This is a genomic window from bacterium (assembly GCA_035945995.1).
GTDB lineage: Bacteria > Sysuimicrobiota > Sysuimicrobiia > Sysuimicrobiales > Segetimicrobiaceae > DASSJF01.
The window spans coordinates 58,100-71,544 of sequence record DASYZR010000166.1 but is presented as its reverse complement, the minus strand read 5'-3'; the positions used below and the strand labels follow the sequence as shown (position 1 = coordinate 71,544).

13 protein-coding genes are annotated in these 13,445 nt (G+C 70.5%); 3 read left to right on the top strand and 10 right to left on the bottom strand.

Annotated elements, in window-relative coordinates; translation table 11 throughout:
• Positions 1-1,079: amidohydrolase family protein (locus tag VGZ23_19800; protein HEV2359841.1), on the top strand; the 1,079-nt coding region annotated here is incomplete at its 5' end.
• Here VGZ23_19800 and VGZ23_19795 read toward each other — a convergent pair.
• From VGZ23_19795 to VGZ23_19750, 10 genes are all read right to left on the bottom strand, one after another.
• Positions 1,058-2,356 (bottom strand): trehalase family glycosidase, encoded by a 1,299-nt coding sequence (locus VGZ23_19795; GenBank protein HEV2359840.1) that lies wholly within the window; start codon positions 2,354-2,356, stop codon positions 1,058-1,060. The genes VGZ23_19800 and VGZ23_19795 overlap by 22 nt on opposite strands.
• A 6-nt stretch (positions 2,357-2,362) precedes the next feature.
• A complete protein-coding gene (locus VGZ23_19790) occupies positions 2,363-3,454 on the bottom strand; it encodes an ABC transporter ATP-binding protein (GenBank protein HEV2359839.1) in 1,092 nt (363 codons plus the stop codon).
• Positions 3,454-4,269, bottom strand: a complete 816-nt coding sequence (locus tag VGZ23_19785; GenBank protein HEV2359838.1) for a carbohydrate ABC transporter permease — start codon at positions 4,267-4,269, stop codon at positions 3,454-3,456. The genes VGZ23_19790 and VGZ23_19785 overlap by 1 nt, the downstream gene beginning before the upstream one ends.
• Positions 4,266-5,132: a sugar ABC transporter permease gene (locus VGZ23_19780; GenBank protein ID HEV2359837.1), complete on the bottom strand. Its 867-nt coding sequence runs from the start codon at positions 5,130-5,132 to the stop codon at positions 4,266-4,268. Before VGZ23_19780 ends, VGZ23_19785 begins: the two co-directional genes overlap by 4 nt.
• Positions 5,133-5,151: 19 nt before the next feature.
• Positions 5,152-6,498, bottom strand: coding sequence for an ABC transporter substrate-binding protein (locus VGZ23_19775; protein HEV2359836.1), 1,347 nt, complete (start codon positions 6,496-6,498; stop codon positions 5,152-5,154).
• Positions 6,499-6,562: 64 nt separating this feature from the next.
• Positions 6,563-7,267 carry an ABC transporter ATP-binding protein gene (locus tag VGZ23_19770; GenBank protein ID HEV2359835.1) on the bottom strand — a complete coding sequence of 235 codons (705 nt, stop codon included), beginning with the start codon at positions 7,265-7,267 and terminating at the stop codon, positions 6,563-6,565.
• A 58-nt stretch (positions 7,268-7,325) separates the two neighbouring features.
• On the bottom strand, positions 7,326-8,081 hold the full coding sequence (locus tag VGZ23_19765; protein ID HEV2359834.1) for an ABC transporter ATP-binding protein: 756 nt from the start codon (positions 8,079-8,081) through the stop codon (positions 7,326-7,328).
• Entirely contained in the window at positions 8,078-9,175 is a 1,098-nt protein-coding gene (locus VGZ23_19760; GenBank protein ID HEV2359833.1) for a branched-chain amino acid ABC transporter permease, read from the bottom strand. The genes VGZ23_19765 and VGZ23_19760 overlap by 4 nt, the downstream gene beginning before the upstream one ends.
• Positions 9,172-10,053 carry a branched-chain amino acid ABC transporter permease gene (locus VGZ23_19755; protein ID HEV2359832.1) on the bottom strand — a complete coding sequence of 294 codons (882 nt, stop codon included), beginning with the start codon at positions 10,051-10,053 and terminating at the stop codon, positions 9,172-9,174. The genes VGZ23_19760 and VGZ23_19755 overlap by 4 nt, the downstream gene beginning before the upstream one ends.
• 22 nt (positions 10,054-10,075) lie before the next feature.
• Positions 10,076-11,305, bottom strand: coding sequence for an amino acid ABC transporter substrate-binding protein (locus tag VGZ23_19750; GenBank protein HEV2359831.1), 1,230 nt, complete (start codon positions 11,303-11,305; stop codon positions 10,076-10,078).
• A gap of 217 nt (positions 11,306-11,522) precedes the next feature.
• Between VGZ23_19750 and VGZ23_19745 the strand changes: the two genes are divergently transcribed.
• Both VGZ23_19745 and glgA read left to right on the top strand, forming a co-directional pair.
• Positions 11,523-11,957 (top strand): hypothetical protein, encoded by a 435-nt coding sequence (locus VGZ23_19745; protein HEV2359830.1) that lies wholly within the window; start codon positions 11,523-11,525, stop codon positions 11,955-11,957.
• Positions 11,954-13,441 (top strand): glycogen synthase GlgA, encoded by a 1,488-nt coding sequence (gene glgA, locus VGZ23_19740; protein ID HEV2359829.1) that lies wholly within the window; start codon positions 11,954-11,956, stop codon positions 13,439-13,441. The genes VGZ23_19745 and glgA overlap by 4 nt, the downstream gene beginning before the upstream one ends.
• The last annotated feature ends 4 nt before the right edge of the window (positions 13,442-13,445 follow it).

The following is a 13,445-nucleotide window of genomic DNA, read 5'->3' as shown; positions in this document are numbered from 1 at the left end:
TGCGGCGCCGGCAGCCCGAGACCCCGGAGGCGTTCCGCGCGCACTTCACCGAAAGCGACGCTCCGGAGATCGTCGCGGGGCACGTCGGCTGGAGCCTGTTCTACCGGCGGGCGCTCGGCGACCTCGCGGCGTTCTTCGATTCCCCGGCGTCGGAAGCGGCGATCCTGGCGGCGCGGGCGCGCCGGCCGTTCCCCGAGCTCACGCGGGAACTGTTCGACGGCGGCGGGATCGGCGCGCTGCTCATCGACCCCGGCTTCCGCGCCGCGGAGCATTACGATCTCGAGGCGCTGCGCGGCCTCCTGTCGCGTCCGGCCGGCGAGCTGCTGCGGCTCGAGGTGCTGGCGGAGCGCCTGATCCCCGCCGCGGACGGATGGCCGGACCTGCGGGAGCGGTTTGCCGCGGGCGTGCGCGAGGCGGCCGGGCGCGTGCGCGGCCTCAAGACGATCATCGCCTACCGCACGGGACTCGAGCTCGACCGGTGGGACGCCGCGACGCTCGCCGCCGCGTTCCGCGAGACGCGCACCGCGGCTGATCGAGGCCGCGGGCGGCTCGAATCGAAGCCCCTCCTCGACACGCTCTTGTGGACGGCGCTCGAGATCGCCGCAGAGCGCCGCCTGCCGGTGCAGGTGCATACCGGGTTCGGCGACCGTGACCTGGATCTGCGCCTCGCCAATCCGTTGTGGCTGCGGCCGGTGTTCGAGCATCCGCCGTTCCGGGCGATCACGTTCGTGCTGCTGCACTCGTACCCGTACGTTCGCGAGGCGGCCTGGCTCGCGCACGTCTACCCGCACGTCGCGATGGACCTCTCGCTGACGGTACCGTTCGCCGCCCACGCCGGATCCGACGCGATCGCAGACGCGCTCGGCCTCGCGCCGGCGTCGAAAGTGCTGCTGGCGACGGACGCCTTCTCGATCCCGGAACTGTTCTGGCTGGGCGCCCGCCACGCGCGCGAAGCGCTCGCCGCGGCGCTCACGACGGTCGCCGAGCGGGGCTTCGCGGGGCCGGAGGACCGGGAGGCGATCGCGCGCCGCCTCCTGTGGGACAACGCCGTCGCGATCTACGGCGATCCCGGCCCGTAAACCGGCCGCGACAGCAGGTCGATCACCAGGGCCGCCGTCCAGGAGAAGTCGCCGCCGCCGAGGCCCTCGCCGCTCGACGGGTGGAAGTACTCACACCAGCCGCCGTTGCGCACGAGCTCCACTGTGGCCTCCGCCAGCGGCCGGGCGTCGCCGCCGAGTCCCAGATCTTCGAGCCCGCGGATCACGAACCAGTTGGTGTTGATCCACACGGGACCCCGCCAGTACCGCGCCGGCTCATACTCGGGCCGGTCCGGCGGCACGGTCGGCAGCAGACGGCAGTCCCGACATCGGTCTCGATAGCTCCGGTACATGCGCGCGGCCTGCTCCCGCTCGACCAGGCCCGCGTAAATCGCCCCGAGGCCCGCGATCGTCTGCGCGGGAATGGGCCGGCCGGCGCGGAGGTCGAAGTCGAGAAACAGGCTCGACCGCTCGTCCCACAACAGCCGGTGATACGCGCCGGAGAAGCGGCGCAGTTCGTCCGCGGACCACTCCGGCGGCCGCCCCAGCTCCGCGGCGATGCGGTTCAGGTCGAGGGCGGCACGGTACCAGATCGCGTTCAGGAGCGCGTCGTAGACGGCGAACGGCGTGTGCGGGAGCAACGCGTCCAGGTCGTACCGGTGCGCGGCGATCAGCTCCACCAGGTAGAGATAGAGGTCGTAGTCGGCGCCCCGGGGCCGCTCCCCGGCGGATACGACGCCCGTGTCGTGCCGCGCGTAGGGGCGGGACGGCCGGAAGCCGCCCCCCGTCGCGAAGTCCCACCGCGGGCTGTTGTCGAGCCCGCTCTCCCAGGGATGCACCAGGACGATCAGGGGAGATCCGGGGACGGTGCGGTGCGCCGAAAAAAACCTGAGGGCCCCGCGGAGCGGCTCGTAGATCCGGGCCCACCACGCGTGCCGGACCCGGACGTCCGGCTGCGCGCGCCCCGCCCAGTACACCATGGTGGGGAGCACCGGCGGATGGGAGATCCCGCTCGTGAGCTCGCCCGCCCGGCGCACCGGTACGTCGGGCCACCACTCGGGACCGGGAAAGTAGCCGCCGGCGTCGGGGTTGTAGTGGATGTGCGGCAGCATCCCGTTCGTCCACTGCGCCGCCAGCAATGCATCGACCTCGCGCTCCGCCCGCGGCCAGTCGCGATAGGCCAGCGCCAGCGCAACGAAGGCGCTGTCCCAGTTCCACTGGTGCGGGTACAGCCGGGGGCTCGGCCGCGTGTACGCCCCCAGGTCGTTCCGGCGCAGCACGGCGAGCGACGGGGCGACGAGGTCCGGTGACGCCGCCACGGCGGGCTACGCCGAGATCGCGTCGCCGGTCCGCGCGTCCATGAGCCGGACCCGCGACCCGTCGATGCGGAGCCAGACCGGTTGTCCCGGGTCGCCGTGAAAGTCCACGGGCACGGTGATCTTCAGAATCTGCCCGCCGACCGCCGCCGTGAGCAGGCCCTGGGCGCCGAGGGACTCGACCGCGACCACCGCGGCGGCGATGGCCCCCGGCACGGGGCCGAGCGACACGGCGATGTGCTCCGGCCGGATGCCGGCGAGCACCGCGTCGGGCGCGTGCGCCGCGAGCCACGCCGCGGCCCGGCCGGGCAGCTCGAGCGGCTGTCCGGACACGACCAGGGCGGTTCCGCCGCCGGTCGCCTGCGCGAGTCCCTCGAGAAAGTTCATGGGCGGATTGCCGATGAACGCGCCGACCAGCCGGCTGGCGGGCGCATCGTAGACCCGCAACGGGGTATCGTGCTGCACGATCCGGCCGGCGTACATGACCGCGATGCGCTGGCCGAGGCTCAGCGCTTCGACCTGATCGTGGGTGACGTAGATCGTCGTCGCCCGCAGCTCGCGGTGGATGCGCTTGAGCTCCGTTCGCATGTGCAGCCGCAGCAGCGCGTCCAGGTTGCTGAGCGGCTCGTCCATCAGGAGGACGTCCGGCCGCATCACGATCGCCCGCGCCACCGCGACGCGCTGCCGCTGGCCTCCGGACAGCTGGGCGGGATACCGGTCGAGCAGATCCTGAATCTGCAGCAACTCCGCGGCATCCTGGGCGCGCCGGCGCTGCTCGGCGGCCGGCTCCCGCGCCATGCGCAGCCCGAAGACGATGTTGTCGTAGACGCGGAGGTGCGGGAAGACCGCGTAGGACTGAAACACCATCGCGATCCGGCGCCGGCCCGGCGGGAGCCGGGTGACGTCGCGGCCGCCGATGAAAATTCGGCCCCGGTCGAGTTCCTCGAGGCCGGCCACGGCCCGCAACACCGTCGTCTTGCCGCATCCGGACGGGCCGAGCAGGACCAGAAACTCCCCGTCGTCGACCGCGAGCGACACATCGTCGATGGCGGTTACCTTCCCGTAGGTCTTGCGCAGGTGCTCGAGCCGGACCTCCGCCATCAGCGCAGCGCGACCCCCCACAGCGTCAGCAGGTAGCGGCGGATGAGCAGCATGATCACCAGCGCCGGGACGATCATGAAAAAGCCGCCGGCGAACCGGTAATCAAGCGGCGCGCCGGCGCCGCTGCCCACCACGGCGTTGAGGATGAGCGCCGGCAGCGTCCGGTGGTCGACCGTGAGGATGGACGCCGCGAACACCTCGTTCCACGACGTGATGAACGTGAAGATGCCGGCCGCGGCGAGGCCCGGCAGCGCCATGGGCAGCGTGATTCGGATCACCGCGCCGAGCCGGCTGCTCCCCAGGGTCATCGCGGCCTCTTCCAGCTCGTAGGAGATCGCCACGAAAATCCCGGTCACCATCGTCATCACGAACGGCACGGCCAGCGCCGTGTGGACGAGCGCGACGCCGAAGAGCGTGTCGTAGAGCCCCCATCGGATGAAGGCGACGGCCAGGGGGACCGCCAGGATCGCGGCCGGGAACATCTTCGTCGCGAGCACGAGGAACTGCAGCGCCTCGCGCCCGCGGAACCGGTAGCGCGCCAGCGCGTACGCCGCGGGGGCGGAGATCAGAAACGCCATCCCGATCGTCATCCCCGCGACCTGCAGGCTGTTCCAGGTGGATCGCAGCACGTCGGTGGACTCGAGAAACGTGCGCATGGTGGCGAGCGTGAAGCGGGCCGGCCAGAGGGGACGCGGCCACGCGTAGAGCGCCTCCCGGGGCGTGAAGGCGGCGAGCGCGATCAGCACGATCGGAAAGACCACCCACGCCGCGATCACGACCGCGGCGCTGTAGACGCTCAGCCGGCGGAATGTCACCCCTGCACCTCCCCCGGGCGCGGCCGGAGCACGCGCAGGTACGTCCAGGTGAACGCCCCCGACAGCAGGAGGATCAGGGCGCCGTAGGCGCTCGCGACGTTGGGGTTGCGGTACAGCGAGTACCAAAGGTAGGACTCGCCGGCCAGCACGGGCAGCAGCCGGCCCGTGAGCATCATCACCGGCGCAAACACCTCGAAGGCGAGGATCGTCCGGATGATCAGCGCCGTCTGCAGGCTGGCCCGCAGCAGCGGCAGCGTCACCCACCGCAGGGTCTGCCAGGGACCGGCCCCAAACACCTGGGCCGACTCGAGGTAGTCCTTGGGGATCAACTGCAGGCCGCTCAGCAGGATCAGCATCACGATCGCCGTGGCCCGCCAGACCTCCGTCAGCACGACGGCCGCAAGGAGCCACCCCGGCCGGTCGTACGTGAGGAACGGCCCGGGCTGGGTGATCCGGCCGAGGCCGAACAGCAGCGCGTTGAGGTACCCGCGCTCCGTGAAGATCGACAGCCAGATCAGCCCCGCGGCGAGATCGGAAATCCCGATCGGCACCGCGCAGAGGTACAGAAAGATCGAATGCCCCGCGAAGCGGGTCTGCACGAGGAGCGCCATCGCCAGTCCCAGCGCGACCTGCAGGGGAATCGCGACCGCCGTGATCACCAGGGTGTCGCGGACCGCCGGAGTAAAGTAAAGGTCCGACGTCATCCGCCGGACATTGTCGAGGGTGACCCGTCCTGTGTCCGGCGTGGTGATGCCCAGCAGAAACGCCTGGACCATCGGATAGGCGACGAACACGCCGAGAAACACCAGCGTGGGCACCGCCAGAAGGTACGGCGCCCACGCGGCGCGGCGCGACTTCGCCACCCGTCGGCCCGGCGGGGTCCTAGTCCGGCTTACAGGGCGTGATCGCGGGATCCGGCGGCGGGCACACCGCGTTCGCCGCCTGGTACAGCGCCGCGAGCCGGCCGGCCTGCGCCGTGAGCACGTCCGGAATGCTCTTCCCCTGAATCGCGATCAGCCGGAACGTGTCGGCGTAGATCGGGACGAATTCCGCGGTTCGGGCGCCCAACCCCACCGGGAGCAGCGCGGTGTGCGCGTCCGGCGCCCCGGCCTGCGCGGACACCCCGTCCGCCACGACCTTGACCCATCCGCTGGTCGCCGACTTCGCCACTTCGGGCGACACCGGGAAAAACCCGTCGCCCACGAGCGTCAGGAGCTGCGTCGACGGGCGGGTCAGGTACTCGATCAGCTTGACGCCGCCGTCCGGGTCGGGGGCGTTCTTGGGAATCGACAGTCCCACGATCACCGAGATGAAGGACCGGCCGCGCGGCCCCGCCGGCGAGGGCAGCACCACGAAGTCGTCCGGCTTCTGGCGGAGGGCGGGAATCAGCCGGGCCGTGTGGTCCCACGCGACCCAGACCTCACCGGACAGGAGGGGTTCGTACATGAACTCGTACGTGAACGACGACGGATGCGTGACGCCCCAGAGCCGGCGCAGGTACTGCCACATCGCGACGGCCTCGGGAGACTTGAACCGCTTGACCTGCGCTCCGGTAAACGACGGATAGGCGTAGCCGTGCAGGAAGCGGCCGTACAGGCCGTTCGGCCCGACGGGGAAGCCGAGCCGGCGCTGCCCGGCGGCCTGCCGAATGTTCTGTCCCCATTGCAGCAGATCGTCGTAGGTCATCCGCATCGGGTTGCGGCCTTTGGGGAAGTACTGCAGCGACGACTTGGCGGCCGCGAAGACGTAGGTCGCCTGCATCCAGGGTATGAACGCCTGGATGCCGCCCATGTGCGACACCGCGAGCAGGTCCTTGTAAAACGTGCGGTCCTTCAGCCCCCCGAGCTGTTTTTGCACCGGCGCCATGTCCCGGATCAGATTGGCGCTGAGGAGGATGGGGTAGAGACCGTGCAGCGCGCCGGTCGCGCTGATCGTTCCGCGCCCCGCCTTGGCCTCCGCGACCATCCGGTCGACGTACGGGCCGTCCCCTTCCGCGATGAACCGGACCGGGATGCCGGACGCCTTCGTGAAGCCCGCCATCAGGCTCGTGCGCGCCCACTCCTGTTCCTGCAGCGGAATGAGCTGGTCGGTGGTGAAGACGATCTCGGGCGCAGCCGCCCCGAAGGCGGGCCGTCCGCCGAGGCGCGCCGCGGCCAACGATCCGGCGAGCACCCCGCCGGCGGTGACGAACTGCCGCCTGGTGAGCCGGGCGGTCTGGCGTTCGGACATCATGGTCCCCCCTTGCGCGGTTTCCATCGGTGCCCTGGAGTTCGTCCGCCGGGAAGGGAATCCTCTACCGGCCGAGATACGCGCGCTTGATCTCGGGGTCTTGCAGCAGGTCCGCCGCGGACCCCGACCGCGTGATGCGGCCGGTTTCGAGCACGTAGCCCCGCGACGCGAGCTCGAGGGCCTGGTGCACGTTTTGCTCCACGAGCAGAATGGTGACCCCCTCGGCGTTGATCTGGCGCACGATGCGAAAGACTTCCTTGACGAGGATCGGCGCGAGGCCGAGGGAGGGCTCGTCGAGCATGAGCAGGCGCGGCAGCCCCATAAGGCCCCGCCCGATCGCGAGCATCTGCTGCTCGCCCCCGGAGAGCGTGCCGGCAAGCTGCATCCGGCGCTCCGCGAGACGGGGGAAGAGCGACAGCACCCACGCCAGCGTCTCGTGCCGACGGGCGCGACTCTGCGGGAGGTACGCGCCGAGTTCCAGGTTCTCGAGCACCGTCATCCGCGGCCACAGCCGGCGGCCCTCGGGGATCTGAATGACGCCCGCCTCGACGATGGCCGGGGCGCGCAGCCGGTGAATCGGCCGGCCCCCGAAGCGAACGTCGCCGACCAGGGGACGGAGCAGCCCGGAGATCACGCGCATCGTGGTGGTCTTGCCGGACCCGTTCGCGCCGAGCAGCGTCACGATCTCGCCTTCGCGCACGGCAAACGAGATGTCCCACAGCGCGCGGACCTCACCGTACGCCGCGGCGACCCCGTTGACCTCGAGCAGCGGCTCCCCCCCCGCCCCCGCGTCCCGGACGGACGACGCGGCGCCGTTCGATGGAGGCTCAGTCATGCAGGGGCTCCTCTCCCGTCTGCGCGCCGACGCCGAGATAGGCTTCGATCACTTCGGGGTTCCCGGTCACCTCGGCGGGCGTCCCGTCGGCGATCAGCCGGCCGTAGTTGAGGACCAGCACGCGGTGCGAGAGATTCATCACCGCGTGCATCACGTGCTCGATCATCACGATGGTGGTGCCGCGGGCCGAGATCTGGCGCACGAGTCCGGCCGCCTGCGCGACTTCGGCGGGGGTCAGGCCGGCGAGGACCTCATCGAGCAGCAGGACCGCCGGCCGGGTCGCGAGCGCCCGGGCGATCTCCAGGCGCTTGCGTTGCGCCAGGGTAAGCGACGCGGCGGGCAGATCGGCGCGCGCCGCCAGCCCGGCGAATTCGAGCACGGCCATCGCCTCCGTCTGCACCGACCGGGCCTCGACGCGGGCGCCGCCGCCGAACGCGGCGCCGACCATGACGTTCTCCAGCACGGAGAGGTCGGCGAACGGGCGTACGATCTGATGCGTCACGCACACGCCGTGCCGGCACACCGCGTGCGGCGACCAGCCGGTGATGTCGCGGCCCAACGCCACGATCCGGCCGGCGGTCGGGCGGAGCCGGCCGCTGATCACGCTGAAGATCGTCGTCTTGCCGGCGCCGTTCGGGCCGATGAGGCCGGTGATCTTGCCGGGTTCGACCGCCACACTGACGGCGTCCACGGCCACGAGCCCGCCGAACCGCACGGTGACGTGCTCCAGCACGAGCGACTCCGTCATGCCGGCCGCTCGTGGCTTCCGGTTTCGCCGGGCACGGCGGCGGCCGCCGATGGCGGAGCAATCATCCCGGGCAGCGGCGGCGCCACCGCTATGGGGACCGGGGCCCGCCGTCGCCCCCAGAGCCGCGCCGCCAGCCCGGCGAGGCCCCGCGGTTCGAACAGCAGGATCACGATCAGCAGCACGCCGTAGGCCAGCAGGTGAAACGTAGGGTACGAGGTCTGCAGGTAGTCCTGCACCGCGTAGAACACCGCGGCGCCGAGAATCGGTCCCCATATCGTCCCCAGGCCGCCGATGAGGGCGATCAGGACGAGACTGATGCTCTCCGTGAAGCTGAAGACGGTGTCGGGGTGCAGGTACTGGAAATAGGTCGCGAAGAGGCCGCCGCAGACGCCCACGAGAAACGCGCTGATCACGTGCGCCACATTCTTGAACAAGGCGGTGCGGACGCCGAGCGTCTCCGCGGCCTCCAGATCCATCCGCAGCGCCGCCAGCCCGAGGCCGAATCGCGAGCCGCGGATCCACGTCGCGGTGACGTAGGCGACCGCCGCCATGACCAGGGCCGCGAGATAGAACCACGCCTTGGACGGCACGACCGTCGGCAGATTGAGCCCGGAGGCGCCCCCGGTGAACCGGTCGAGGTTGAGCATCAGGATCCGCATCGCCTCGCCGACGCCGATCGTGGCGATCGAGAAGTAGGGCCCGGCCAACCGCAGCGTCGGCACGCCCACGACCAGCGAGAACGCCGCGGCGACGAGGCCGGCGAGGGGAAACGTCAGCACCGGCGTCCAGCCGCCGAGCCACAAGAGCGCGGTGGTGTACGCGCCGAGCCCGAAGAACGCGGCGTAGCCGAACGACACGTACCCGGCGAACCCGCCGAGGATGTTCCAGGCGAGGCCCTGGGCGACGTAGAGGAACGTGAAGAACCCGAGGTTCAGCAGCGTGATGTTCCGCGGGGCGAAGACCGGCACCAGCGCGAGCGCGATCCCGAGGGCCGGGGCCGCAAACGCCGCCGGGCGGATCCGCGGCCCCGCGCCGGACGGGGCCGTCCGCCCCGCGTCAGACGGGGCCGCCCGCCCCGCGTCAGACGGGGTCACGAGCGCCGCCCGAACAGCGAGGCGACGCCGCCCGGCATGACGATGAGCGCGACGACGAGGAGCGCGTAGGCGACGACGTTCTGCAAGCTGGCCCGCATGAAGAGCACCGCGAACGACTCCGCGAACGCCAGGATCGCCGCCCCGACCGTCACGCCGGCGAGGTTCTCGAGCCCGCCGAGCACGATGATCGTGAAGCTCTTCAACTGAAACGGGGCGCCGAAGTCGGGGGTGAAGCTGAACAGCAGGGTCATGAGGCCGCCGGCGAACCCGGCGAAGGCGGTGCCGACGCCGAAGGCGAGCGCGCTGATCCGCTCCGTGTCGATGCCGGCGAGCAGCGCGGCCTGCGGGTCCTGCACGGTCGCCCGCAGCGCCTTGCCGACGTAGGTGTGGTTGATCAGGACATGGAGCACCGCCATCACGGCGAGCGCGACGGCGAAGACCACGAGCCGCGTCAACGCGACCCGAAAGTCGAAGAACGGCAGCGCCTTGTAGGTGTACCGCGTGATGATCGACTGGTCTTCGCTGCCCCACACCGCGAGCGCGGTGTTCTGCAGCACGAGCCACAGCCCGAACAGCATGAGCAGCGACGCGATCGGGAGCGCTTGGCGCACGCGCCGCACCAGCGCCACGTACACGAGCCAGCCGGCGGCGAAGAAGAGCGGCATGTTGAGAAACGCACCGGCGATCGGATCGAGGTGCCACGCCTGGAAGTAGACGAGCGCCATGAAGCTCCCGAGCATGAGAAAACCCGCGTTGCTGAGGTTGATGACCTTCATGACGCCGTAAATGATGGCGAGACCGTACGACATGACCGCGTACAGGCCCGCCGTCAAAATCGACGTGATGCAGATCGAGATCAGGTTTTGAGCGGTGAACACCTCGCGCCGGGCGAGCGCCGGGCTACGGCTTCGGCATCGGCAGAAGCGCCGCCCGCGTCTCCGGCAGGTTCCGGGGCCAGATGATCCGCACCGTGTTGCCGGGCATGTTTTGCACCATCACGTAGGGCGTCGCCACCTGGCCGTTCGGCTGGAACTTGATCACGCCGCCGGGGAGCATCGAGCGCAGCACAAGATGCGCGAGCGCGTCGCGGACCTTCGGGCCGTCCACCGCGCCGGCCTGGCCGATGCCGGCGAGCAGCGCCCGGGCCGTTTCGAACGCGAGCGCCTGGAACCAGTCCGGGGTCACGTGATACTCCTTCGTCCACCGCTCCGTGAACAGCTGCGACGCCGGGTCTTTGAGGGCGGGGGTCCACCACAGCCCCGCGACGAGATAGTCGGCGCCGGGCCCGAGCGCCTGCCGGCCCTTCTGATCCGGCCCGCGCGCGCCGTACGACACGAACTGGTGGTAGAGGCCGGCCTGGAGATACTGGCGGTGCATCGTGATGAAATCCGGCAGGTGCGCGTCGGAGAGGAACGCCGCCGCGTTCGACGCCTTGACCTGCTGCAGCAGCGGCGAAAAGTCGCTGCCGTTGAGCTGGAACGACTGATTGAGCACGACCTTGAACAGATCCGGGTGCGCCTTCGCCTGATCCGTGATCGCGTCGATGTAGTCCTTGCCGTGGTCCGTATTCTCCCACACCGCGGCGATCGTGAGCGGCTTCGGCAGGTGTCCGGCCGCGATCTGAGCCGAGATGAAGTTCATCGTGATCGCGCCGAGATCGTAGACCGTCGCCAGGGTCCCGAAGATGTACTTATAGCCGCGCTTGAAGATCGAGGACGCCGCGCCGCCGCCCTCGACGTAGGGGATCTTGTACTGGTCGGGCACGACCTCTTGAGCCTCGACGAGCGACGTATCGTAACCGCCGAGCAGGAAGTTCACGTGCTGGTCGGTGACGAGCTTCTCGACCAGGCTGCGCGAGCGCGTGCCGTCGCTGCCGTCGTCGAGGATGACGAGGGTCAGGCGGTATTTCTGCGATCCGACCGCGAGGCCGCCGGCCTTGTTGACGTCGTCGATCGCCAGGGTATAGCCCTGCTTGAAATACCCGCCGGATGATCCGAACGCGCCGGTCAGCGGCAGGACGGCACCGATCTTGATCTCCGGCATTGCCGCCGGCCGGCCTGGCGTGACGAGCGCAAACAACAGCACCGGCACGATCAGCGCGCCTACCACCGCGCGCATACCCTGTCGCATGACTGGTCCCCCCGGTGGCCCCCCGGCCCCTGTCTTGCCTGCCCGCGCGCCGAGCCGCGGCGTATCCTTACGTCCGGCGGGGAGAACCTCCTGCTCTCCGGGCGCGTCTCAGTCCGGAGTGGGACGCTGCGGCCGGGTTGCCATGGGAACAACCTCGACACTGGCGCATGGTGAATGGTGGAGGACCGCCCCCGCGTGGCGACGAAGCCACGAGGCCGTGAGCGCTCCGCATCAAGTATCGGCCACGGCGGAGCGGCGGGTGCGGCGGCCGGCAGTGCGCGTGCTCCGCGGCGTGCTCCGCGGCGTCCTGTGCGCGGGCATTGTCGGCCTCGCGGCGCTCGCCGCCGGCCGCGGCGTCTGGAAACCGCCCGTCAGAGCCGCCGAATCACAGCGAATCGAGATCACCCTCGGCGCGGACGTCATCGATCCGGCCGTCATGCTGCTGCTTCCGGGCTCGGTGCGGTTCGTTGTCCGCAACACGTCGGGGGTGCCGCGCGCGTTGACCATCACGGGACCCGGGATCGAGACCTCCACCGGCGTGCTCCGGGATGGGAGCAGCGGCACGCTCGACGTCACGTTTCTCCGGCCGGGGACGTACCTCGCCGGCGACGGCCGCGCCGCGGCCGGATCGATACGGGTGCGACTGCCGTGAACGAGAACGTCCGCGTTTGTTTCTGCACGTCGGAGGCGGTGCCGTTCGCCAAGACCGGGGGGCTCGCCGACGTGGCGGGCGCGCTGCCGCGGGCGCTGGCCGAGCGGGGCTGCGACGTGCGGATCGTGCTGCCCGGCTACCGGTCCATCGACCGGACCCGCTTCGCCTTTCAAACGATCGGCCGCGCCGCCGTATCACTCGGCGGTACCTCGGCCGACGTCACACTGCTCGAAGGGCGGCTGCCGGAGACCGCCGTCCCGGTGTATCTCATCGCGCACGACCCGTCGTTCGGACGCCCGGGCCTCTACGGCGAGGGCGGGACCGACTACGAGGACAACCTCGAGCGGTTTACCGTGTTCGGCCGCGGCGTGCTCGCGTTGCTCCGGCACCTCGGATGGAGCCCCGACGTCCTGCATTGCCAGGACTGGCAGACGGCCCTGCTGCCGGTGTGGCTGCGCGAGGAGCCCCGGGCCCCCGGCCTCGAGCGCACGGCGACCCTGTTTACCATTCATAACCTCGCATACCAGGGGCTGTTTCCACCCGACCGTTTCCCGGTCACCGGCCTCGCGCGGCGGGTCTTCACGCCGCAGGGCCTCGAGTTTTTCGGCAAGGTGAACCTCCTCAAAGGCGGGCTGGTCTTCGCCGACCTGCTGAGTACCGTGAGCGAACAGTACGCCCGCGAGATTCAGACGCCGGAGTTCGGCTGCGGCCTGGACGGCGTGCTGCGGGACCGCGCCGCCGATCTCACCGGCATTCTCAACGGCGTGGACTACAGCGCATGGGATCCGTCGACCGACCGGCACCTCGCGGCGCGCTACACGCCGGACGACCTCGCGGGCAAAGCGGTCTGCAAGCAGGACCTGCAGCGCACCCTGCGCCTCGGCGAGACCCCGGACGTCCCCACAGTCGGCATGATCACGCGGCTCGCCGACCAGAAAGGCCTCGACCTCGTCGCCGCCGTCCTCGACCGGCTCGTCGCGCGCGGAGCGCAGTTCGCGCTGCTCGGCACCGGCGAGCCCAAGTATCACGAGATCTTCCAAGCGTTCCACGAGCGCCATCGCGGCCGCGTCTCGGTCACCCTGGGGTTCGACGACGCGTTGGCCCACCGGATCGAGGCCGGCGCGGACATGTTCCTCATGCCGTCGCGGTACGAGCCGTCCGGTCTGAATCAGCTGTACAGTCTACGCTACGGCACGGTCCCGGTCGTGCGCAAGACCGGCGGACTGGCCGACACCATCGTGGACGCCGCGCCGGATGCCGTCGCCCGCGGGACGGCCAACGGCTTCGTCTTCGAGGCCTACGCCGCGGAGGCGCTGCGCGCGACGCTCGAGCGCGCGCTGGCGACGTTCCGCAACCGGGGGGTGTGGACGCGTCTCATGCAGACCGGAATGCGGCAAGATTTCTCGTGGGGGCGCGCGGCCGGGCGGTACGTGGAGACGTACCGGCGCGCGATCGCCGCGAAACGCGCCGGCGCGCCCACCTAGGCCT

Bases quoted from the DNA above. Each gene is read 5' to 3' on its own strand.
- VGZ23_19775 (HEV2359836.1), bottom strand. From the start codon at position 6,498: ATGTCCGAACGCCAGACCGCCCGGCTCACCAGGCGGCAGTTCGTCACC.
- VGZ23_19750 (HEV2359831.1), bottom strand. From the start codon at position 11,305: ATGCGACAGGGTATGCGCGCGGTGGTAGGCGCGCTGATCGTGCCGGTG.
- VGZ23_19765 (HEV2359834.1), bottom strand. From the start codon at position 8,081: ATGACGGAGTCGCTCGTGCTGGAGCACGTCACCGTGCGGTTCGGCGGG.
- VGZ23_19790 (HEV2359839.1), bottom strand. From the start codon at position 3,454: ATGGCGGAGGTCCGGCTCGAGCACCTGCGCAAGACCTACGGGAAGGTA.